This is a genomic window from Commensalibacter communis, assembly GCF_947179015.1.
GTDB lineage: Bacteria > Pseudomonadota > Alphaproteobacteria > Acetobacterales > Acetobacteraceae > Commensalibacter > Commensalibacter communis.
This window is the reverse complement of record NZ_CAMXCM010000001.1, coordinates 371,439-393,955: the sequence shown is the minus strand read 5'-3', so window position 1 is coordinate 393,955 and position 22,517 is coordinate 371,439. Positions and strand designations below refer to the sequence as shown.

The 22,517-nt window shown below is 38.5% G+C and carries 18 protein-coding genes; 11 read left to right on the top strand and 7 right to left on the bottom strand.

Annotated features, from left to right (window positions below):
- Nucleotides 1–18 precede the first annotated feature (18 nt).
- The 3 genes from PQG54_RS01845 to PQG54_RS01835 all read right to left on the bottom strand — a co-directional run bounded on the left by PQG54_RS01845 (nucleotide 19) and on the right by PQG54_RS01835 (nucleotide 3,332).
- Nucleotides 19–1,188 carry a Gfo/Idh/MocA family protein gene (locus PQG54_RS01845; protein WP_271789168.1) on the bottom strand — a complete coding sequence of 390 codons (1,170 nt, stop codon included), beginning with the start codon at nucleotides 1,186–1,188 and terminating at the stop codon, nucleotides 19–21.
- A gap of 119 nt (nucleotides 1,189–1,307) precedes the next feature.
- Nucleotides 1,308–2,171, bottom strand: a complete 864-nt coding sequence (locus PQG54_RS01840; protein ID WP_271789169.1) for a sugar phosphate isomerase/epimerase family protein — start codon at nucleotides 2,169–2,171, stop codon at nucleotides 1,308–1,310.
- Nucleotides 2,172–2,399: 228 nt separating this feature from the next.
- Nucleotides 2,400–3,332 (bottom strand): hypothetical protein, encoded by a 933-nt coding sequence (locus PQG54_RS01835; RefSeq protein WP_271789170.1) that lies wholly within the window; start codon nucleotides 3,330–3,332, stop codon nucleotides 2,400–2,402.
- 215 nt (nucleotides 3,333–3,547) lie between these two features.
- Between PQG54_RS01835 and gltX the strand changes: the two genes are divergently transcribed.
- From gltX to PQG54_RS01795, 8 genes are all read left to right on the top strand, one after another.
- Nucleotides 3,548–4,951 carry a glutamate--tRNA ligase gene (gene gltX / locus PQG54_RS01830; protein WP_271789171.1) on the top strand — a complete coding sequence of 468 codons (1,404 nt, stop codon included), beginning with the start codon at nucleotides 3,548–3,550 and terminating at the stop codon, nucleotides 4,949–4,951.
- Nucleotides 4,944–5,879: an aspartate carbamoyltransferase catalytic subunit gene (locus PQG54_RS01825; RefSeq protein WP_271789172.1), complete on the top strand. Its 936-nt coding sequence runs from the start codon at nucleotides 4,944–4,946 to the stop codon at nucleotides 5,877–5,879. The genes gltX and PQG54_RS01825 overlap by 8 nt, the downstream gene beginning before the upstream one ends.
- A complete protein-coding gene (locus PQG54_RS01820; RefSeq protein WP_271789173.1) occupies nucleotides 5,876–7,168 on the top strand; it encodes a dihydroorotase in 1,293 nt (430 codons plus the stop codon). The genes PQG54_RS01825 and PQG54_RS01820 overlap by 4 nt, the downstream gene beginning before the upstream one ends.
- Nucleotides 7,165–7,833: a glycerol-3-phosphate 1-O-acyltransferase PlsY gene (gene plsY / locus PQG54_RS01815; RefSeq protein WP_370866879.1), complete on the top strand. Its 669-nt coding sequence runs from the start codon at nucleotides 7,165–7,167 to the stop codon at nucleotides 7,831–7,833. The genes PQG54_RS01820 and plsY overlap by 4 nt, the downstream gene beginning before the upstream one ends.
- Nucleotides 7,826–8,983: a DNA-processing protein DprA gene (gene dprA / locus PQG54_RS01810; protein ID WP_271789174.1), complete on the top strand. Its 1,158-nt coding sequence runs from the start codon at nucleotides 7,826–7,828 to the stop codon at nucleotides 8,981–8,983. The genes plsY and dprA overlap by 8 nt, the downstream gene beginning before the upstream one ends.
- Before the next feature lie 168 nt (nucleotides 8,984–9,151).
- Nucleotides 9,152–11,746 (top strand): type I DNA topoisomerase, encoded by a 2,595-nt coding sequence (gene topA, locus PQG54_RS01805; protein WP_271789175.1) that lies wholly within the window; start codon nucleotides 9,152–9,154, stop codon nucleotides 11,744–11,746.
- A 190-nt stretch (nucleotides 11,747–11,936) separates the two neighbouring features.
- Nucleotides 11,937–13,544 (top strand): S41 family peptidase, encoded by a 1,608-nt coding sequence (locus tag PQG54_RS01800; RefSeq protein WP_271789176.1) that lies wholly within the window; start codon nucleotides 11,937–11,939, stop codon nucleotides 13,542–13,544.
- 190 nt (nucleotides 13,545–13,734) lie between these two features.
- The gene (locus tag PQG54_RS01795; RefSeq protein WP_271789177.1) at nucleotides 13,735–14,886 is read left to right on the top strand and encodes an OmpA family protein; all 1,152 of its coding nucleotides are present in this window, start codon (nucleotides 13,735–13,737) and stop codon (nucleotides 14,884–14,886) included.
- Nucleotides 14,887–14,948: 62 nt separating this feature from the next.
- Here PQG54_RS01795 and cysK read toward each other — a convergent pair whose 3' ends face one another.
- Nucleotides 14,949–15,932, bottom strand: a complete 984-nt coding sequence (gene cysK, locus PQG54_RS01790) for a cysteine synthase A (RefSeq protein WP_271789178.1) — start codon at nucleotides 15,930–15,932, stop codon at nucleotides 14,949–14,951.
- Between the two features lie 171 nt (nucleotides 15,933–16,103).
- Between cysK and PQG54_RS01785 the strand changes: the two genes are divergently transcribed.
- Nucleotides 16,104–16,553: an RrF2 family transcriptional regulator gene (locus PQG54_RS01785; RefSeq protein ID WP_271789179.1), complete on the top strand. Its 450-nt coding sequence runs from the start codon at nucleotides 16,104–16,106 to the stop codon at nucleotides 16,551–16,553.
- 49 nt (nucleotides 16,554–16,602) lie between these two features.
- Here PQG54_RS01785 and PQG54_RS01780 read toward each other — a convergent pair whose 3' ends face one another.
- Nucleotides 16,603–17,163, bottom strand: a complete 561-nt coding sequence (locus PQG54_RS01780) for a hypothetical protein (RefSeq protein ID WP_271789180.1) — start codon at nucleotides 17,161–17,163, stop codon at nucleotides 16,603–16,605.
- A 408-nt stretch (nucleotides 17,164–17,571) separates the two neighbouring features.
- On the opposite strand from PQG54_RS01780, the gene PQG54_RS01775 reads away from it, so the two are divergent.
- Together PQG54_RS01775 and parE are read left to right on the top strand one after the other, a co-directional pair.
- Entirely contained in the window at nucleotides 17,572–18,123 is a 552-nt protein-coding gene (locus PQG54_RS01775; protein ID WP_271789181.1) for a hypothetical protein, read from the top strand.
- 67 nt (nucleotides 18,124–18,190) lie between these two features.
- The gene (gene parE, locus PQG54_RS01770; RefSeq protein WP_271789182.1) at nucleotides 18,191–20,197 is read left to right on the top strand and encodes a DNA topoisomerase IV subunit B; all 2,007 of its coding nucleotides are present in this window, start codon (nucleotides 18,191–18,193) and stop codon (nucleotides 20,195–20,197) included.
- 184 nt (nucleotides 20,198–20,381) lie between these two features.
- Here the strand turns inward: parE and PQG54_RS01765 are convergent, their stop codons facing one another.
- Together PQG54_RS01765 and fumC are read right to left on the bottom strand one after the other, a co-directional pair.
- The gene (locus PQG54_RS01765; protein ID WP_271789183.1) at nucleotides 20,382–20,924 is read right to left on the bottom strand and encodes a YcxB family protein; all 543 of its coding nucleotides are present in this window, start codon (nucleotides 20,922–20,924) and stop codon (nucleotides 20,382–20,384) included.
- Nucleotides 20,925–21,022: 98 nt separating this feature from the next.
- A complete protein-coding gene (fumC, locus tag PQG54_RS01760) occupies nucleotides 21,023–22,474 on the bottom strand; it encodes a class II fumarate hydratase (RefSeq protein ID WP_271789184.1) in 1,452 nt (483 codons plus the stop codon).
- Nucleotides 22,475–22,517: the final 43 nt, after the last annotated feature.

Sequence of the window (22,517 nt, the reverse complement as noted above, 5' to 3'; positions counted from 1 at the left end):
CACTTCTCTTATAATAGTTTATTTAAAATCAACCCATACTGCCCCTGCATCCGCAGAACGAACACAGTTTTCAAGCCAACGAACACCCTCTGTCCCTGCTTCGATCCCAGGATAACGATGCGTTTTCAAAAAGGCTTCATCTCCTCTTTTCTTGGCATCAATAGCTTGAGCAATCCATAAATAAATATTTGCCCAGCTATCTCCTAGCCCTTCGGTATGTAATGCCCCCATGCGATCAATCGCATTCGTTTCATCTTCTAGATAAGGCATACCGTGATGCAAGATTTTGACAGGCTCGCCCTGCACTTCATAGCTTAATTGGTTCGGAAAAGAATCTGTCCATTCAAGCGATGCTTTAGACCCAACAAAACGATAACGATGCGAACGCATATTCCCTGCATCAACCGAAGAAACCCATAAATGTCCACGAGCACCATTATCATAATGCATTAATACTGTTGCATGATCCTCCAAAGGTTCACGCGTTGGAATAAATGCCTTACGATCACAAAGCAGTTTGTCGATTTTTAAATGTGGCAACACGACTTCTGAAAGATAATAAAGATGTGTTCCGATGTCCCCTAGCACAAATGTTGGACCAGAAGTCTTGGGGTTGGTTCTCCATTTTTGTGCTTCGCTGGCATTGGTATCGTCCCCAGCATTAAATCCATGTGTATATTGCAAATCAACAATCCGAATATCACCAAGCATTCCCTTTTTAACCATCATAGCCATTTGTTCAACCAATGGATGTCCTGTAAACCCATAAGTTACCCCGACTATTAACCCTTTTGCTTCGGCAATTTTTCGAACTTCTTCACATTCTGCCACCGTAAAAAATAATGGTTTTTCACAAATAACATGCAAGCCAGCTTCTAAAAATGCTTTGGTAATTTCAAAATGCGTGAAATTAGGCGTTGCAATAGAAACCACCTCCACACCATCTGGACGTGCTGTTTCTTTGGCAATTAATTCCTTGTAATCCGCATAACAACGATCTGATGCAACACCAATATTTACCCCAAACTCACGACCTCTCTCTACATCAAGGTCGAAAGCGCCACAAACGAGTTGATAAGTTCCATCTCTTAACGCGCCCGTACGATGCTTATAGCCGACTTGTCCCGTACGACCACCACCGATCATACCCCAACGCAATCGTGCAATTTTACTTTCACCATTAATCATATTCTTAAACCTTTATTATTTAAATTTGCTAAGAAATTAAAATGCTGCCTTGCATTGAAAAACAGTGAAATAGTATGATTTTATCCAGCGTTAAACGAAGGCAGCATCAATGTTAAACATTATATTCCAAGACCTTCTTTTAATTTTTTCTTCATAAAATCTGAAGATTCTTGTGGTTTATCTGACCATGCAAAGACAGCATTGGTTGCAATCCCATCAAATTTCATGGCTCGCAGTCTTTTAAAAATCGTATCGAAATCAACTTCACCCTCACCGATATTTAAATGCTGATGAATGGTTACTTTTGCATCGGGTGGATTAACAATATACCGTAATCCAAAGGCTGCTTTATGATTATATGTATCTGCAAATAAAACATGGTCTATTAGATCCCCAGCCTCATCAAACTGAGCATTAATATCACCAACACCATCATCATAATAAAAAGCATGTGCTGTTGAATAAACTAGCTTGATCCAAGGTTTATCAAGTGCTCTAATCATATTCACTGCACCCGCATTGGTTTCAATAAAATCATAAGGATGTGCTTGTAAATTTAGACGAACGCCTTCTTTTTCAAATATAGGTAATAATTCATCCATCGAGCGAATAAACATTTCCTCTGAAACATCCGCTTGATATTTTGATCCTGAAAATTCACTATTCATCAGATCAACGCCCAACTCTACAGCAATTTCAATCGCTCTTTTCCAATTGCGTACCGCTGCTTGACGGCGATCTTCCTCTGGTCCAGCCCAATGATACAAAGGCAATAAAGAAGATATCTTTACTCCCGTTTCAGACAGAGTTTTTTTTACGGTTTGTATCGTTGCTTTGTCGACTTTAGGAAATCCATAAAAAGGGCAAAAATCTACACGAGGAGACATCTCAATATATTCATATCCGAGATCAGCAACCTTGTGAATCATTTCAGTTATTGTTGTATTATCTCTAAAGTGACTGGGATCATATGCAAATTTCATCTTTGTCCCCCAAAACCAAGTTTAAAAATTATGACCATCATTTTTCTACTTTTTTCACAATCGTAGAAAAATAATTCTATTTTAGGATATAAATTTCTTCTAATAGAAAAAAATTTCCATAACTATTGGTAAACAACATTTCAAAGAACAACAATAAGAAAATATATTTCGGCAGATCAACTTATCTTGAAAGGATTGAAAAATAAAATAAACGATTAATTAAAAGAGTTACCACTTACATACTTTAAGTGGCGCCTTTAATGGCGCAAAAGAGTTCTTTCTAAAATTATAAATCAATTTAAAAAATTGTTCTTCTACAGGTGGAAAATGTCCTTTTTTACTACATGAAAGACGATATAAACATCCATTTTTAGCAAAAACTAAATTCCCTTGATCCCAATCTGCCCAAGTCAAATTCTCAAGTTGTAAACGAATTCGAGTATTCGGATCTAAAATCACATAATCGGACTCTAGATGAGGCTTATTTTGCCTTCCTATCCAGCGCCATATTTGTTGTAATTTGAAGCCATTTTTATTTACTTTTTCAAAAATCATCACAGGATCGAAATACCAAAAATATGTCATATCAGCGGAAGCACGATGGCATTTCCCTTCTTGTATCATTATCCATCCATCACGACATTGCCTATGATAATAAACAGGCCAATCTTCACCTTTGCCCGATTGTTCTCCAAAAGGTTTAACACGAATAGACGAAGGCACGGAAAATCCATCTGCTAGTATTTGCTCATCCCAATAATAATTTAATTGAATAGTTTTTTCATTCTCAAAAACACCGCCTCCACCCCATGTATGACCACCATGTTTCCAATATGCCAACGCCGTAAAGAAAGGCGGTTTTGATACCATTGTTCCAACATATCCTCTGCGAGTACCATGCTGGCCTGTGGCAAAATATATCAAATACTTTCCAGATGGCGATAAATCACACCGATTTTCATAAACGCGCCCTTTTAACCATTGCCCATGTTCCAATGTATCGTTAGAAAGATTCCAGTTAATAAGTTGCACCCATTCTTTAGGGCCTCGACGCAAAATCACTCCCTCTCTCTTTGATCTTGCCAATATTCCATATAAACGCGGCGCCGGTATTCTACCACGTTGAATTTTTCTTTCCTGACGTTCTTTTTGCTCATTCATTCTGCATCTCCATTCTCAGATCATAATACATCATTAAAATTGAACAGCTTTAATTGATTTTTTAATTATTCGGTCAAGAAACGCCCATATCCTTAACGGGATGAAAAATATAACAACAAATACGAAACTAGACTTCACATATATGATTTAAATAATTATAGTATGATCGTTTATACAAAATTTATTTTCAATTTGCGCACTCAAGAAAGACGCTTATGACAGTTCGTACACGTTTTGCCCCAAGCCCCACAGGTTTACTCCATATTGGAAATGCTCGCGCAGCACTTTTTAATTATCTTTATGCCAAGCATCATAATGGTCAATTTTTATTACGTATTGAAGACACAGATAAAGAGCGCTCTACACAACAAGCCGTAGATGTTATTTTTGATGGATTAGCATGGATGGGATTAACCCCAGACGAAGAACCTGTCTATCAATCAACCCGTATTAAACGGCATCAAGAAGTGGCTTTACATTTATTAGAAACAGGTAAAGCCTATAAATGTTTCTGTACCCAAGAAGAACTTGCCGATATGCGTGCCAAGGCACAAGCTGAGGGAAAACCCCCTCGTTATAATGGCTATTGGCGCGATCGTGACGAATCAGAAGCTCCAGAAGGTGCGCCTTACACAGTTAGAATTAAAGCACCTCACGAAGGAAAAACCATTCTCAATGATTTAGTTCAAGGCGAAGTCACTGTCGCAAATATTGAACTGGATGATATGATTATTCTACGTGCTGATGGAACACCGACCTATCAACATGCTGTTGTATGTGACGATCATGACATGAATATTACCCATGTTATTCGTGGAGATGACCATTTAACCAATACATTTCGCCAACTAATGATTTATCGTGCTATGGGCTGGGATATTCCAAATTTTGCACATCTTCCGCTCATTCATGGCCCTGATGGTGCAAAACTTTCCAAACGTCACGGTGCCAGCTCTGTTGTCGAATTCCGAGATGAAGGATATTTACCAGAAGCGCTTTGTAATTATTTATTACGCTTGGGTTGGGGACATGGAGACGACGAGATTCTAGACCGTGAAGAACAGATTAAACTCTTTGATCTTGATGGTGTAGGACGCTCACCCTCTCGTATGGATTATGCAAAATTAATGCATGTCAATGGCTATTGGCTCCGCCAAGCGGACGATCAAAGACTCGTTAAAGATGTTGTAAGTCGCCTTTCAAACAATCCTGATCTTATCCTAGATCAAAGCCATCAAGATCGTCTATTAACATTGATGCCAGGACTTAAAGAACGCGCTAAAAACCTTGTAGAACTCGCTGAGAATTCACAATTTATATTTGCTCAAACCCCTCTATCTTTTACAGATAAAGCACAAAAATTACTGACCGAAGAAAATTGTGATATGTTAAGCAAACTTGCATCGCAACTTGCCACATTAACTCCTTTTACCAAAGAAACTATTAATCATCTTCTTCACGAATTTGCAGAAAAAGAATCTTTAAAGTTGGGTAAAGTCGCCCAACCTCTGCGCGCAGCCGTGACAGGCAGCACCATGTCTCCTGGAATTGATGATACATTACTCGCTTTAGGTAAAGAGGAAGTTTTGGCTAGATTAGGAGCCGTAACCAATGGATAATCCATTTGGACAGCATTTTCTTGGAATAGAAGGCTTATCCCCTCATCACATAGAGTCTTTATTGGATCGAGCGGATAATTATGCTTTGCTTAATCGATCCAGGAAAACGCCTAGGACCTTATTAAGAGAACGTACTCTGATTACGCTCTTTTTTGAAAATAGCACACGAACCAGAACCTCTTTCGAATTAGCAGGAAAACGACTAGGCGCTGACGTGATTAATATGTCTGTCTCCACCTCCTCTGTCAGCAAAGGGGAAACATTATTAGATACAGCTTATACATTAAACGCAATGCGTGCTGATCTATTGGTTATTCGACATGCTCACTCTGGCGCGCCAGCCCTTTTAGCTCAAAAAGTCGATGCCAGCGTCATTAATGCAGGTGACGGGATGCATGAACACCCCACACAAGCATTGTTAGATGCGCTTACTATTCGTCGCCATTACGGGAAATTATCAGGATTAACCGTTGCAATTTGTGGTGATATTTTACATAGTCGAGTAGCTCGTTCAAATATTTTACTTTTAAATACAATGGGTTGCAACGTACGCGTCATTGGTCCACCAACTTTATTGCCACTAACGATTACAAAAATGGGCGCCACCCCTTACTATTCTATGGACGAAGGGATTAAAGGCGTTGATGTTATTATGATGTTACGAATGCAGAAAGAACGAATGCAAGCTGGTCTCGTCCCCAGTAGCAGAGAATATTTCCGTTTCTTTGGATTGGATCGCCGTCGCCTTAACCTTGCTAAATCAGGTGCTTTGGTTATGCATCCTGGTCCATTAAACCGCGGGGTAGAAATCGACAGTAATGTAGCAGACGACCCTGTACAAAGCGTTATTCAAGAGCAAGTTGAAATGGGTGTTGCTGTTCGCATGGCTGTTCTCGAAAAATTCTCTCAGATAAAGGCACAACCATGAAACCATTGCTTTTTACCAATGTGCGCTTAATTGACCCTAAATCTGGGTTGGATAAATTGGGATGTTTACTTGTCAAAGAAGGCAAGATTGCTGCTGTCGATCTTCCAGAAACAGAAAAGCCACCCGAAGAGTGTGAACTTATTGATGGGCAAGGCGCTGTACTGTGTCCTGGTCTAGTCGATATGCGCGTCACTGTTGGCGAACCAGGTTATGAATATCGTGAAACAATTGCTACAGCTGCCGAAGCCAGTGCTGCTGGCGGAATTACCACGATGGCAATTTTGCCGAATAGCAAACCAGCCATTGATAACCCTGCATTAGTAACTCTACTCAAAGCCAAAGGGGAAGAAACACATTCTGTCAATATTTTACCTTACGGTGCACTGAGTGTCGGGTGCGAAGGCAAAGAAATGGCTGAAATCGGTTTATTACATGAAGCGGGAGCAATTGCATTCACTGATGGAAACAAAGCCCTCGAAAATACACGCCTCATGATGCTCATCATGGCTTATGCCAGAGGATATAATTGCCTTGTCGTGCAACATCCAGAGGATCCTTCTCTTGCTAGAAATGGCAGTGCCACTCGCGGTGAGTTGGCTACCAAATTAGGATTGCCTTCTATTCCTGCTGCGGCTGAAGCCATCATGATTGCCAGAGACTTGCGTCTTGCTGAATTGACAGGATGCCGTTTACATTTTGGTCATATATCCACCGCCGAAGGGCTGGAGTTAATTCGCCAAGCTAAAGCCAAAGGATTACCCATCAGTTGCGACACTGCTCCTGTATATTTCGATCTGAATGAAGAAGCTATCGGTGATTTTCGTACTTATGCAAAATTATCACCACCATTAAGATCTGAAGAAGACCGTCAAGCTGTTTGCCAAGCGCTTGCCGATGGGACAATTGATGCGATTGCATCAGATCATCTTCCCCGTGATGTTGATGATAAACGACTACCTTTTGCTGAAGCTGCTGCTGGTGGCACAGGATTAGTCACTTTATTAAGTGTCACTTTATTACGGGTTAAAGAAGGCAATCTTTCCTTGTCGGATGCATTATCGTTATTAACCTATCGTCCCGCAGCGTTATTAGATCAACATTTTGGAACCTTGAATATAGGGGCTGATGCTGATCTTTGTTTATTTGATCCCGATCAAACTTGGCTGGTTGAAGCTGGAAAATTACCAGGACGTGCACAAAATACACCTTTTGATAATCGTGAACTGCCTGGGATTGTTTTAGGTACGTGGAAATCTGGTCGTCGTGTTTATACGAGGCAATCATCATGATGTGGCATATCCCCCCTTCTCAAATGCCTTTAATGGGCGGAATTGCGTTGATATCCTATCTTATTGGCAGCATTCCTTTTGGGATGCTTATCAGTCAACTCGGCGGAATGGGGGATATTCGTAAAATTGGCTCTGGCAATATTGGGGCAACCAATGTGCTAAGAACAGGTAATAAAAAACTCGCAGCACTCACATTATTGTGCGATATGGGCAAAGGAACATTTGCAGTAGCTTGCGGGTATATTTTTGGCCTGGCTAATCTTAATCCCGCGATTTCGATTGCTGCTATTTGTGTGGTGCTTGGACATTGCTTCCCAATATGGTTAGGCTTTAAAGGCGGCAAAGGTGTCGCAACGGGCCTTGGTGCCGCACTTGCGTTAACACCAATTTCTGGCGCTTTATGCTGTGCTATTTGGCTTTTAGGCGCTAAATTATCGAAAATTTCTTCAATGGGTGCATTATCAGCGTTTATCGCGTGGCCATTATTAGTTATGATTGAATCCCAGTTTGACTTAAAAGCACCTCTACTCTTTCCAAGCCTAATCATAAGTCTGTTGGTTATCTGGCGGCACCACGCCAATATTCAACGTCTGATGGATGGCACGGAACCCCGTATTGGAGATAAAAAAGAGCAATCTTCCTTATCAAAGTCATCGAATGACTAAAATGATATCCAAAAACCTGTCTATTCAAAAGCTATCTTCCTATTTAAGGTTAGCAAGAACAGACGGTATCGGAGCTATTCGCTTTCATCAGCTATTAAAAAAATATCACACACCTGATGCAGCTTTAGATATATTACCTTCGTTACTCAGAAACAAAAAAAACTCTACGTATTTTTCGCCACCGCCTCTCTCTATTATCATTGAAGAAATTGAGAAAACTTTTGAACTTCAAGGACAATTTCTCATTCACGGCTTTGATGACTATCCTGCATTATTGACCCAATTAGATGATGCTCCTCCAGTCCTTACTGTTTTGGGAAACGCAGGTTTTCTACATCAGCAAAATATTGCAATTGTTGGAGCCAGAAATGCGTCAATGCACGGTATTCGTATCGCAGAAAGTCTTGCTGCTGATTTAGCAGCACATTCGATTGGTGTCACTTCTGGTTTAGCCAGAGGCATCGATCAGGCTGCACACAAAGGTGCTTTATATACAGGCTTTACAATTGCAGCCATTGCATGCGGGATCGATATTGTTTATCCAACAGAGCATGAAAAACTACAAAAGCAAATTGCCGACAAAGGCGTTATTATATCAGAATTTCCATTTGGCACTTCTCCCCAAGCCACTCATTTCCCTCGTCGAAACAGATTAATTGCAGGGCTATGTCATGGATGTGTCGTTATTGAAGCTGCTCTGAATTCTGGCAGTCTGATTACAAGCAAACTTGCGTTAAATTATAACAAACCTATCTTTGCTGTGCCTGGATCACCTTTGGATCCACGCTGTAAAGGCAGCAATAATCTGATACGAATGGGTGCAGTTCTTACGGAAAGTGCGTTGGATATTATTCCAGAGCTTTCACCATTCATTACAAACAATCATAAACCTTTTAAACCAGATTTATTTACTGATATAGAGCCTTCTATTGCCACAATTGACAAACAATCAATGGATACCATTCAAGAAACAACATGCAATTCAATAGAAGATGAAATCATTGCTTTACTGTCGACAACACCGATCCCTATTGATTTAATTATTCGTCATCTTTCTTATTCAGCCACTGAAATACTTAGCACAATTACTTTACTTGAAATCAATAACAAAATTATCTTTCAACATAATGGATATATTCTAACCAGCTAAAATCATTGTTAGTCTTTTAAAATTTTCTTTCTTACCTTTACAAAAAGATTACCAAACATTATTAGAAGGCAATTAAATAACATTTGCTTCTTTGAAAAAAAACGATAGTATTTTGTTTTTTATATTTTCGACTTTACACTTTTCATCTTATTCTCGCCTGGAGAAGCAATGACAGACGTCATTATAGTAGAATCACCTGCTAAGGCTAAAACAATCAATAAATACCTTGGCAATCAATATACTGTTCTTGCCTCTTTTGGTCATGTTCGCGACCTACCGCCCAAAGATGGCAGTGTTCGTCCCGATGAAGATTTCGCTATGGATTGGGCTGCGGATGAACGTGGCACGAAACAGATTAAAGCCATATCACAAGCCTTAAAGGGTGCTAAAAACCTCTATCTCGCAACTGACCCAGATAGAGAGGGTGAGGCTATTTCTTGGCATGTTAGAGCAATGTTAGAGGATAAAAAACTCCTTAAAAACATTAATGTTGAACGGGTAACTTTTAACGAGATTACCAAACAAGCCGTCCAGCATGCAATGCAAAACCCTCGAGAACTAGATCAACCGCTTATTGAAGCCTATCTTGCTCGTCGTGCCTTGGATTATTTGGTTGGATTTACATTATCTCCTATTCTATGGCGAAAACTACCAGGTTCTCGCAGTGCTGGACGCGTGCAATCTGTGGCGTTGCGTCTTATTTGTGAACGTGAAGCTGAAATTGAAGTCTTCAAATCCAAAGAATATTGGACGATTAGTGGCACGTTCTTAACTTCAGAAAATGTAGCATTCACAGCGAAACTGACACAACTCCAAGGTAAAAAGTTAGAGCAATTTGATCTTAACAATGAAGAGTTAGCTCAGCAAGCTGTACAAACCCTTCAAAAAGAAAAATTCGCTGTTCAAGCTGTTGAGCGTAAAAAAACAAAACGTAATCCAGCTCCCCCTTTTACAACATCGACTTTACAACAAGATGCTTCTCGTAAATTACATATGAGCGCACAAAACACAATGCGCACAGCCCAACAACTCTATGAAGGAGTTGATCTTGGTGGGGAAACGGTCGGGTTAATTACCTATATGAGAACAGATGGCGTACAAATGGCAAGTGAAGCTATTACGTCCATTCGTCAACATATTGAAACTCAATTTGGGGATAAATATCTACCTTCCAAACCCCGTCACTATACGAGCAAAGCCAAAAATGCCCAAGAGGCACATGAAGCAATACGGCCAACAAATATTAGCTATACTCCAGATCAAATCGCGGCATATTTAACACCAGATCAAAAAAAGCTCTATGAATTGATTTGGAAACGTGCCGTTGCAAGTCAAATGCAATCCGCAGAATTGGATCAAGTTGCGGTAACACTTGCTAATCCAAACAAAGAGCATTTGTTTAGAGCCACAGGCTCAATGATCGCATTTGATGGGTTTTTAAAACTCTATAAAGATATTGTTGACGATCAAGAAAAAGATCCATCAAAACAGGAAAGCTCAACAATGTTACCTTCTATGAAAGAAGGTGAACATACGACAACCAAAACAATCATCCCAGAACAGCATTTTACGCAGCCACCCCCTCGTTACAGCGAAGCCTCCCTTGTTAAAAAAATGGAAGAGTTGGGTATTGGTAGACCTTCTACGTATGCGTCTATTTTGGGAGTGCTACGTGATCGAGAATATGTAACGCTTGAAAATCGTTATTTTATCCCTCAAGACCGCGGAAGATTGGTTACCGCCTTTTTAACTTCTTTCTTTACACGATATATTGACGTTGACTTTACTGCTAATCTAGAAGAAAAACTGGATGATATATCTGATAGTAAAGTCAATTGGAAAACGGTTTTACGCAATTTCTGGGATGATTTTTCCAAGGCAATCGAACAAACAAAAGATCTTAAAATCTCAGATGTTATTGATGCATTAGATCATGATCTAGGCAATCATTTCTTTGCAGAGTCTACCGATGGATCTGATCCGCGTAAATGTCCTGCTTGTGATAGTGGCAAACTACATCTTAAGTTAGGACGTTATGGGGCTTTCATAGGATGCACAAATTACCCAGAATGCCAATATACCCGCAGATTAGGGGTTGATGGTGCTAATCCAGAAGAAGAGGATACATTAAAAGAGGGTTCTCGCACCCTCGGAAACCATCCCGAAACAGATGAATCCATTATCCTTAAACGTGGTCCTTATGGACTTTATATTCAATGTGGCGAAGCAGATCCTGAAAATAAAAAGAAGAAACCCAAGCGTGCCACTATTCCAAAAGGAATGGATGGAAATGCCATGACTCTAGAAGATGCGATTGGATTACTATCCCTTCCACGCACTTTAGGCCAATACCCAACCACTGGAGAAGCGATTCAAGCAGGCTTGGGGCCGTTTGGACCATATATCAAAGTCGGGAATATATTTGCTTCCTTGGATAAATCGGATAATGTCTTAACCGTTGATCTTCCCCGTGCATTGGAAGTCGTTGAGAAAAAAATGGCCTCTATTCAAAATTTAGGCGCCCATCCAAAAGATAAAGAACCTATTTTGTTACGCAAAGGACGTTTTGGATTTTACTTGCAACATAAAAAAACAGTTGCCCCCCTACCGAAAGGGGATAATGGCGACACGCTTACTCTAGAAACTGCGTTGTCTATTTTGGAAGAGAAAGGCAAATCCACCAAAGAAAAAACTAAAAAGAAGAAAGCCACAACTTCTACAGCAAAAAAAACAACTTCTCGTAAAAAGACAAAAAAAGACTGAATCCACATGATTGTTATGTATATTTTATGTAACAATCAGTGTAATTTTATTACAACTTTTACTTTTGTATCAATAATCACTGTTCTTTTTGACGAAGTTCTGTACTTAATATCTTTTGTAATTTAATTGCTCACTCTACTTTAATCGGAGAAATACGATTCTAGTCCTATTAAGGCATGTAACATTTCCATTGATTGAAACTATTGCGATGCAACTTGTTCTTTCAATAACGCCTTGTTGCAAACGACTCTTAAAGATATTACTTGTCGTAACTTTCTTAATAGCGATGAGTTGTTCTTTTGCCATTGCACAACAACCCCAACCCAGCACAGTGCATTCAAGCGACAAAGATTTCGATCAAAATAATTACATTAATATTATCGCCACAGCGTTGACATTTTTACAACCCAGAACGCTAGATGAACATTCTATCGAACAATTATGTTTATGGGGGTTGAATGGCTTAAACGCGATCGATCCTGCCTTTTCTATCAAAGAGGAAAAAGGACAATTAAATTTATATAAAGCCCAAAAACTGCTTTATAGTACGCCAATCCCTCCTTCAGCTGACAATATCAAATTATGGTCACAAAGCGTTATAAATATCTGGTACAATGCTTGGCAGAATTCAAACACAATCCAATCTATTGGTAAGCAAGCAATTATACAGGCGTTTTTTGACGAGCTATTCGATCATATGGATCCGTATTCTCGTTATGTCGCCCCTAGTTCTGCCGTTACCGATCGAGACATACGCGATGGTGGTGACGCCAGCGCAGGAATTTCTTTAATTAAACAAGGCAACTATTTTATTATATCTTCTATTAATCCCAATGGCCCATCATGGGAAACGCAGCTAATGGTAGGTCAACGCTTATATGCAGTGGATGGTAAAAAAACAGCTAAACAATCATTAGACACGGTTAAAAAATGGTTAAGGGGTAAGGAAAATACAACTATTTCCCTAACGGTTAGTATGGCTAGTAACAAAAAGACCAAAACAGTTCGTATAAAAAGAGCATCTGTTCCCCCAGCAACTGTTTTCGCATTTACTAGCAATAATATTGTGATGCTAAAAATCACTTCTTTTTCAACAGATACAGCCGAGGAAATCAGCCAATACCTAGATCAAGCAATACAAGATATGAAAATAAAGGGCTTAATTATCGATCTTCGCGGTAATCGTGGTGGCGTATTACAACAAGCAATTACAAGTGCTGCGCTGTTATTAGATAATGGTATTGCTGCAACCACTCAAGGGCGCTTTGATGATGCAAATCATATTTGGGCCGTTCAAGGAGGAGACCTGACCCAAGGGATACCTATCGTCATTTTAGTTGACGGACATACTGCGAGTGCAGCAGAAATTCTGGCAGCGGCTCTTTCTGACCATAAAAGAGCAGTCATTGTAGGCAGCACAACCTTAGGAAAAGGATTGGTGCAAACCATTGCACAATTGCCTGATGAAGGTGAATTATTCGTTACATGGAGTCGAGTTCTAGCACCATTAGGATGGCCCCTCCAAGGATTGGGTGTCATGCCACAACTATGCACCAGCCGAGGCGAGCAATTTATAAAAAAACAATTAGATTCTTTAAAAACACCTACATCTTTTTATAAAGACAGCGTTGTATCCTCTCGAAAAGCACGAGCCCCTCTGGATGCAAAAATTATTCAAAATATCCGCAGTGCTTGTCCAGCTGCTTTGGGAACTGATGCTGATCTTGATATCGCGAACATGTTAATCCTTAAACCAACACTTTATAAACAATTACTAAATTTTATTCCTAGCGAATAATTTCTATCAGCTTAACTTAGTTCTTATACTTAAAAATCATGAGTAATATGTGATGTTTGTATGACAAAAATAAAACTTTTTTCAAAAAAATAATTTTTTGCTTCTTTCTTATAAAAAAACACGCTATTCCAAAATGATTATTGTACTATAAACAACAGCAGCTACACTTAACAGGAGTTTAAAGGTTAAGATGAATTTACGCTTTCGTCTATTAATGACATCCCTATTCAGCCTTTCAGCATCTTATTGTGTAATGCCTCTTTTATCCTCTACTGCTAAAGCACAGCCTGTTCGAGGGATTTACGTTTCAGGAGCAGGCGGAGTAAGCTTTAACCAAGATCAAGTTGTACGATTAAATAAATTTATGCCAGGTGGACGGGATAAATATACACCTGGTGCAACCGCAGTCACAAGCCTTGGTTATGGCCTTGGAAATGGTTTCCGTGTTGAAATCGAAGGAAACTATCGTAACAATCCGTTAAGATATCAGAATCTAGGCTCTTATAAAGCCTGGGGCCAAGGACGCCAACAAACTTATGGTTTTATGGCAAATGCTCTTTTTGATATGGATGTTGGTAGCCCCTATATCTTTCCTTATTTCGGTGCAGGTATTGGGTATGGATGGTCATCTATGAATGGTGTAAAACTTCGCACCACAGATAATCGTCTTACAGAACATCTCGGCGGAACATTTGGTAATTTTTCCTATCAAGCAATTGGTGGTTTGTCCTTTCCAACGCCTTGGGTTGTCGGGCTCTCCTTTACGACGGAATATCGTTTTTGGACGATGCTAGGTCCACAAAGCCACACTGCCGATGTTTGGGGAACACAAGGTGGCTATAATACGACTCATGCCTATAGCCAAGCACGTGGAAATAGAGATACAACTACCTATTTCAATCATTCTATTTTATTAGGGTTGAGATACGAATTCAATCCAGCCCCTCCTCCTACACAGCCTGTTGATACAACACCAACCGTTCCATCCTCAAGAAAGTCACGCACATATTTGGTATTCTTTGCATGGGACAGTTATGCTTTAAACGATCATGCTGTATCTATCGTTAAAGAAGCGGCACTAGCATATAATAGTGTTCGTAGTACACGTATTGAAGCTGACGGATACACCGATACTTCTGCAGCTCCTAATGAACAAGGCAAACGTTATAATATTGCTCTCTCTCTTAAAAGAGCACGTTCAATCAAAGCTGAATTGATTAAAAATGGTGTCCCAGCAAGTAACATAGATATTCATGGCTATGGATCAGAAAACCCATTAGTACCAACAGGTCCAAATGTACGCGAAGCACAAAATCGACGTGTAGAAATTATTCTACGTTAATTAACGATCACAAATAAAAAAAAGCGGGTAACTCCCGCTTTTTTTGAATTAATATAATATTGTTATCCCAAATTATTAAATAAAGGTGTCGATAAATAACGCTCTGCAAATGAAGGCGCTATGGCAACAATCATTTTCCCTTTATTTTCAGGGCGAGTTGCCAGCATTAAACTAGCATGTAATGCCGCACCCGAAGAAATTCCAACTGGAATACCATCAAGACTAGCTAGTCTACGAGATGCAGCTAAGGCATCATTTTCTGAAACCATTAATACTTGCTTAATCAAATCCATTTCTAAAACTTTTGGTTTGAATCCAGCACCAATTCCTTGGATACCATGAGGACCAGGTTCCTCACCGTTTAGTACAGCACTTTCTGCAGGCTCGACACCATAGATTTCAATAGCACTATTGTGTTTTTTAAGCCCGTTTGCAATTCCTGTGATCGTACCACCTGTTCCAATACCAGCAACAACGATATCAACTTTACCCTCTGTATCTTGCCAAATTTCTTCAGCAGTTGTGAATTCATGCATTGTTGCATTCACTGGATTTTCAAATTGTTTTGGCATCCATGCGTTTGGAGTTGTTTCAACAATTTCCTCTGCACGTGCAATTGCCCCTGCCATTCCTAAATGCCCAGGAGTTAACTCTAATTGAGCATCTAAAAAACGCATCATTTTTCGACGTTCTATCGACGCTTTTTCAGGCATCGTTACAATCAAGCGATACCCCCTTGCCGCAGCAATGAACGCTAAACCAATTCCAGTATTTCCAGATGTTGGTTCAACCAAAATTGTTTTATGTGGGCTGATAATTCCATCAGCTTCAGCCTGTAAAACCATAGCTGCCGCTAACCGATCTTTTACAGATGCCAAAGGATTAAAGCATTCTAATTTTAATAAAATATCAGCAGCAATTTGATCCTTTTTTAATAAATTCGAAGGACGTACCAACGGCGTGCCACCAATGGTTTCCAATAACGAATTATAAATTTTACCTCTTGCCTTTGAGAAGCCAAAGTCATTCCCTTGTATATCAACCATCTAATTTAATCCCCAATTATAAATATTATAATTCAATATATTACTATATTTTTTTGTATATAATATAATTTTTTGTACAAAAACCTATTTTTTTTACTAAAATAATATAATATCTATGTTTAATAATATTAAATATTTTTTAATGTTCAATAACTAACTTTGGAAAGATTTATGCTTTTAAGACAAGATCGAGCAATCATTGCTCTTTTAATTGTGACAGATGTTGCTTTTTATTCAAGTCGAAACAATACAGTCAGTGCTGCTGATATATCGACAAGAACAACTTTGCCTAAACGAAGTATTGAGCCTTTGTTACAATTACTTTCTAAAGCTTCTATTTTGGAAAGTACTAGAGGTCCCCACGGTGGATATCACCTTGCCAAACCAAAGCGATTAATTACTGTTGCTAGTATAATACAAGCGATTTCAGTTCAAGAAAAAGAAAAATATACAGAAATTTCCTCCCCTTTATATCAACAGGTTATAAAACCTTTTTGGGAAGAAACAGATCACAAAATACTAAAAGAAGCTACAAAAGTTACGTTGCAAGATTTAATCAAATCAGCTGAAGAAAAGGGAATGAAAAGACCTCGTCCTAATCCAATTTATTTTACAATATAAAATTGAATATGAAATTTATTAATCTCATATTCAATTTTTATATATTTAACTATTTCTTCTTAGCTGTAGAGCGACGTGTCGTTTTTTTACGAGTAGTTTTGGCTTTTTTACTGCTTGCCTTACTACTACTTACAGGTGCTGTGGCAACAACAGGTTTTGCAACTTGCACCCCTGTGTTATCAACAGTAACATCGACAAGCAATGGTGTTCTTTTAACAGCATCTTTGCCTATCAAACTTGCTGTAAATTTATCGGCACCTGCATATGCCATTGTTGGTGTATAACGAACATAAGTACGATTGTCGTAATTGTACAAAAATGTTTTACCGTTTTCAGGTGCAATCGTCATACCGAAAGAGGCAAATGAACCGCTTGAATCTGGATCTTTAACAACGAACTCACATTGCCCGTCATCGCTGCGTACAGCCATAGTTGTTTTCCAACTACCATCTTTTTCTTTGACAATTGGCGTTACTTTACACACAGCGGAACGTTTTGTGTATTTAAACGGATTATTTGCCTCACTATCAGAAGAGGTAAGCTGCTGATTTTGACATGCGGTTAAGGCAAACCCTAAACCAACCAAAACTAAAGATAATTGAAGACGCACGTACTAGCCCCCATTGCATTCAACGAAAAACTATTTTTCGTTTTATGATTACTAATCAAACCATTTATTTATAAAAAATTATATCAAAGACTTATCCTGATCCCAAGCATTGTTTATTAATGACAGAATATATCGATATAACTTTAATATTTTACATAATCTTTAATCATTTATCAAAGATAAAACAATGCTTTTTTTTACTGAATGCTCAGTTAAGGTAAAGAATAATAAACTATTGCATTATATTGAATACCTGCTATATCAAAAAAGCAAATCATATGAACTGATACAGGTTTGAGTTGCTAAGAAAATAAAAATAGCTGAAAAAAAATACCGAATCGGTTATTTTATATATTCATTTGATATATTCTTATAATCATTGTCCTTTGTCCTGATTTGGAGAATTGAATGTCTTTTTCAATTAAACGTCTTGCTCTTTCTGGGGTTATTCTTAGCGGCCTTATTGTCGGTCAAATTAGTACTGCAAATGCAGCCTGCCGTTCATCCTCTGCTCATGAAGCTTTCAACGTTGAAGGTTTAAAAAGCGAGCTTATGGTGACTGCTTTATCTTGTAAAGCACAAGATCAATATAACGGGTTTATTAAACAATTTGGTTCTATTGTGAATGACCAAGAGAGCCAATTAAAGCGTCATTTTCGTACAACTTACGGACGTGGTGCTCAAAAAGCACAAGATGATTATATTACCCAACTAGCTAACGTTCAATCCTCTCAAGGATTAAAAGCAGGAACTATTTTCTGTTTACAAAGAATGAGTATGTTTGATGAGCTTAAACCTCTAAAAACAGCTACAGATTTGTCTCAATACGCAGAGGCAAAAGATATTGCACAACCAACTTCAATCGAAGTTTGTGATGCGCCTGCTTCTTCCTCCAAAAGTAGAGCAAAAACAAGTAAAAAGCGCGCAGTACGTCATACTAAAAAAACAAGCAAAAAATAAACTTTAAATCAAGAAAGATGAAGAAAATAGTGTGTAACATTGTACCGTTTAAAGGAACAGTAACAATATGAGCGATTTATTTTCTTCTGATAATTCTAAGATACCTCAGCAATCAGGTGCGACCATATCCTCGACAAACAGTTATAATGCTAATGATATTGAAGTTTTAGAAGGTCTTGAACCTGTTCGCAGGCGACCGGGAATGTATATCGGTGGTACCGATGATGCGGCATACCACCATATGGCTGCCGAAATTCTTGATAATTCTATGGATGAAGCTGTTGGTGGTTTTGCTAATCTGATCCACGTAAGATTAGATACGGACAATAAGCTAACCATTCGCGATAACGGTCGAGGTATCCCTGTTGATCCTCATCCTAAATTTAAAGATAAGTCAGCGTTAGAAGTCATTCTTACAACCTTGCATGCTGGTGGAAAATTCTCCAATAAAGTATATAATACTGCTGGTGGGTTACATGGTGTCGGCTCTTCTGTAGTTAATGCGCTGTCATCTTGGATGGAAGTCGAAATTGCCAGAGATAAAATCCTCTGGAAACAAACCTATGGACGTGGTACCCCAATTACCCCACTCATTGAAGTAGGCGCAATTCAGAATCGACGTGGCACCCAAATTAGCTTTATCCCAGACACAGAAATTTTTGGTGACATTCATTTTTCACCTAAACAACTTTTTAAACTATGCCGTGCAAAAGCATTTTTGTTTAAAGGTGTTACTATTCGCTGGTCATGTGATGAAACACTTTTAAAAAATAGCGACATTCCAGCTCAAGCTACATTACATTTTCCAAATGGACTAGAAGATAGTTTAAAAGAAGAAATTGATACCAATACTCTTATTTGCCCTATTTGGTCGGGCGATGTTTCCCTCCCAACAGACACAGAAGGCAAAGACACAGGTCGTATTGAATGGTCTATCGCATGGTTAACCAAAGGCGATTCTTCACTCAGTTCTTTTTGTAATACGATTCCCACTCCATTGGGTGGAACGCACGAGCAAGGTTTTAGAAATGCTTTGCTCAAAGGTATCAGAGCTTGGGGTGATCAGCGTTCTAACAAAAGAGCCTCTATCATTACAAGTGATGATGTATTGGGATCACTTGCAGCTAAATTATCCGTTTTTATTCGCGACCCTGAGTTCCAAGGGCAAACAAAAGAAAAATTAAGTTCCAAGGAAACGGTCAAGCTTGTTGAAACGGCATTACGTGATCGCTTAGATCATTGGTTAGCTGCTGATCCCAGCCAAGCAGATATCCTGTTTACAACCATTCTAGAAAAAGCCGAAGAACGCCTACGTCGTAAAGAAGCAAAAGATACGCCCAGAAAAAGCGCTACAAAACGATTACGTTTACCTGGAAAATTAACAGACTGTACTAAAGAAAATGCTGCAATTACTGAGATATTTATTGTTGAGGGTGATTCTGCTGGAGGATCTGCAAAGCAAGCTCGTAATCGTGAAACCCAAGCAATCCTTCCTTTACGTGGTAAAATTCTGAATGTTGCCAGTGCTTCTAATCAAAAATTAAATAATAATCAAGAATTGAAAGATTTAATCGAAGCGCTAGGATGTGGTATTGGGTCTTATTTCAATATAGATAAATTGCGCTATGGTCGTATTATTATTATGACGGATGCTGATGTTGACGGCGCTCACATTGCATCTCTGCTGATGACTTTTTTCTACCAAGAACTGCCTGAGCTTATTCTTCAAGGAAAACTTTATTTAGCTCAACCTCCCCTTTATCGATTAACTCAAGGGGAAAAAAGTGTTTACGCAATGGATGACAAAGATAAAGAGAAAAAACAAAGTAAACTTAGTCAAGGACGTGGAAAGGTCGAAGTTTCTCGCTTTAAAGGTCTTGGGGAAATGCCTCCGAAAGATCTTAAGGAAACAACAATGGATCCTAAACATAGAACTTTATTAAAAGTCACCATTCCTCAAGAAGAGGCTAACTTTACTGAAGAACGCGTTTCTAATCTAATGGGTAAAAAATCTGAAATGCGTTTTCAATTCATTCAGGAACATGCAGGCTCTATAGAAACGTTAGATATTTAGATTATTTCTTTCGACCGTAATAAGTGTAAAAATTATCAAATTATTATAGGAATGAGAAAGCAATGCCTCTAACGCAAAAGTAGAGCAATCTCGGTTGAAACTTAAACTAACGATCACCACTGTTCTAAAAAATTTAATTAAATCTTAAATGTCAAGATCCATTATAGTATTTAAAACTATATCCTCATTTTTTCAATTTATCTTGTTCTTTTGCTAATAATATATGCGTTTTTACAAAATGGATAAAATTAGTTTTATCTAGCTCTGTTTCAAATACATAACAAGGAATGATTAAATAATTTTTTGTTTCAAGATGAATATAAAGATAATCTTTCTTTTCAATTATTTTAATAACCGCTCTCCATTGAACAATACTTTTTAACTTTTCTAAATAATCAATTGTAATACAATCATTATCTACAGTTAATAATGATCTATTATGTATTAAAACAGAAAAGCCAGGGGCTTTTTTAGTACAGTTCTTAACAAACAAATTAGAAGAAAAATATACTCCTGCTACGATAGAACTTATAAAAAGTAAGACCCATTTTAAATGAAATGTAGGAAACAAGAGAATAAAAGCACAGTAAAATGAAACTAAACAAATAAACCATCTCTGTAATAGAAATAGCTTATTAAACATTTTAAAAAATATATTTATGTCGTTTTGATTCAGCTGATATGTCAATATATATCTATCGTCATTTTTTCGATATGCTTGCAACATTATTTATTCCTAGTTTTACTACTTTGATGTACATAAAAAATAGCTAATATTAAATATATTAGCTATTTTTATTAACATACCAAATCTGAATTATATCATTAAGCGCCCTCAACACCTTCACCAGCCATCAGGCGTGGTTTAATGTGTTCGTCGAATTGTTTTTCGTCTAACAATCCTGTTTTCAAAGCAGCTTCTTTCAGACTTAATCCTTCTACATCCCCTAGATGTGCAATTTTTGCTGCTCCATCATATCCGACAACTGGAGCTAATGCTGTTACTAACATCAATGAATTATCAATATAATGCTGAATACGCTTTTCGTTTAATGTAGTACCCTCAACTGAGAATTCACGGAAAGCTTTGGCAGCATCAGTTAATAGACGACTTGCATGCAATGTATTCATAATCACCAAAGGACGTGTAACATTAAGCTGTAAATTACCTTGAGATCCTGCAAGTGCGACAGCAGCATCCAGCCCCATAATTTGTATACATACCATAATCATGGCTTCACATTGTGTAGGATTAACTTTACCTGGCATAATTGAAGAACCTGGCTCATTTTCTGGCAAATGTAATTCACCCAAACCGCAGCGTGGACCAGAAGCCAACCAACGTGTATCGTTGGCAATTTTCATTAATACTGTTGCAACACCGCGCAAGGCTGCCATCACTGCAACCATTCCGTCCACGCCACCTAAAGCAGCAAATTTATTAGGTGCTGTAATGAAAGACTGCCCAGTAATTTCAGAGATTTTTGCCGCAATTGCTTTAGAGAAACCTTTGGGAGCATTCATCCCAGTTCCAACAGCAGTTCCACCAGCAGCTAATTCAAAAACACCTCTTTCTGCTTCTTTAACACGATGTAATGCATCTTTTAATTGATAGGCCCAACCAGACCATTCTTGACCCACGGTTAATGGCACAGCATCTTGTAAATGAGTACGACCTACTTTGACAACTTCAAACCATTGCTCTGCCTTAGCTTCAATCGCTTTGACAAGATTGTTTAATTCTGGAAAGAATTTTCTCTCTAATTCTAAAGCCATAGCCACATGCATTACTGTTGGGAAACTATCATTGGAAGATTGTCCCATATTCACATGATCGTTTGGATGAACGGGTTTCTTCGATCCAATTACACCACCCAGTAATTGAATGGCACGATTAGCAATAACTTCATTAGCATTCATATTGGTTTGTGTACCAGATCCTGTTTGCCATACACATAATGGGAAATGATCATCCAATTTGCCATTAGCAGCTTCTTTTGAAGCTTGCACAATCGCTTCAGCTATTGTTTTATCCAAACGTCCTGCTGCGGCATTGACTTCTGCTGCGGCTCCTTTAACCACACCATAAGCGTGATAGACCTCACGTGGCATGATATCACCACCAATATTAAAATGGTGTAAAGACCGCTGAGTTTGTGCGCCCCAGTATCGATCAGCAGGTACTTCAACAGCACCCATAGAATCGCTTTCTTGACGATTTCCTGTTGCTTGGATACCGATTTCCACATAGTTATAAGACGCTTTATCCTGAGCCATTGAAAAAATCCTTTTATTTATAGATTAATACATCATAAAAAAA

Coding starts and splice junctions, on each gene's coding strand:
- PQG54_RS01840 (WP_271789169.1), bottom strand. CDS start 2,171: ATGAAATTTGCATATGATCCCAGTCACTTTAGAGATAATACAACAATA.
- PQG54_RS01825 (WP_271789172.1), top strand. CDS start 4,944: ATGGATAATCCATTTGGACAGCATTTTCTTGGAATAGAAGGCTTATCC.
- PQG54_RS01785 (WP_271789179.1), top strand. CDS start 16,104: ATGCTTTTAAGACAAGATCGAGCAATCATTGCTCTTTTAATTGTGACA.
- PQG54_RS01845 (WP_271789168.1), bottom strand. CDS start 1,188: ATGATTAATGGTGAAAGTAAAATTGCACGATTGCGTTGGGGTATGATC.
- PQG54_RS01795 (WP_271789177.1), top strand. CDS start 13,735: ATGAATTTACGCTTTCGTCTATTAATGACATCCCTATTCAGCCTTTCA.
- cysK (WP_271789178.1), bottom strand. CDS start 15,932: ATGGTTGATATACAAGGGAATGACTTTGGCTTCTCAAAGGCAAGAGGT.
- dprA (WP_271789174.1), top strand. CDS start 7,826: ATGACTAAAATGATATCCAAAAACCTGTCTATTCAAAAGCTATCTTCC.
- PQG54_RS01775 (WP_271789181.1), top strand. CDS start 17,572: ATGTCTTTTTCAATTAAACGTCTTGCTCTTTCTGGGGTTATTCTTAGC.
- PQG54_RS01820 (WP_271789173.1), top strand. CDS start 5,876: ATGAAACCATTGCTTTTTACCAATGTGCGCTTAATTGACCCTAAATCT.
- PQG54_RS01765 (WP_271789183.1), bottom strand. CDS start 20,924: ATGTTGCAAGCATATCGAAAAAATGACGATAGATATATATTGACATAT.
- gltX (WP_271789171.1), top strand. CDS start 3,548: ATGACAGTTCGTACACGTTTTGCCCCAAGCCCCACAGGTTTACTCCAT.
- plsY (WP_370866879.1), top strand. CDS start 7,165: ATGATGTGGCATATCCCCCCTTCTCAAATGCCTTTAATGGGCGGAATT.
- topA (WP_271789175.1), top strand. CDS start 9,152: ATGACAGACGTCATTATAGTAGAATCACCTGCTAAGGCTAAAACAATC.
- PQG54_RS01835 (WP_271789170.1), bottom strand. CDS start 3,332: ATGAATGAGCAAAAAGAACGTCAGGAAAGAAAAATTCAACGTGGTAGA.
- parE (WP_271789182.1), top strand. CDS start 18,191: ATGAGCGATTTATTTTCTTCTGATAATTCTAAGATACCTCAGCAATCA.
- fumC (WP_271789184.1), bottom strand. CDS start 22,474: ATGGCTCAGGATAAAGCGTCTTATAACTATGTGGAAATCGGTATCCAA.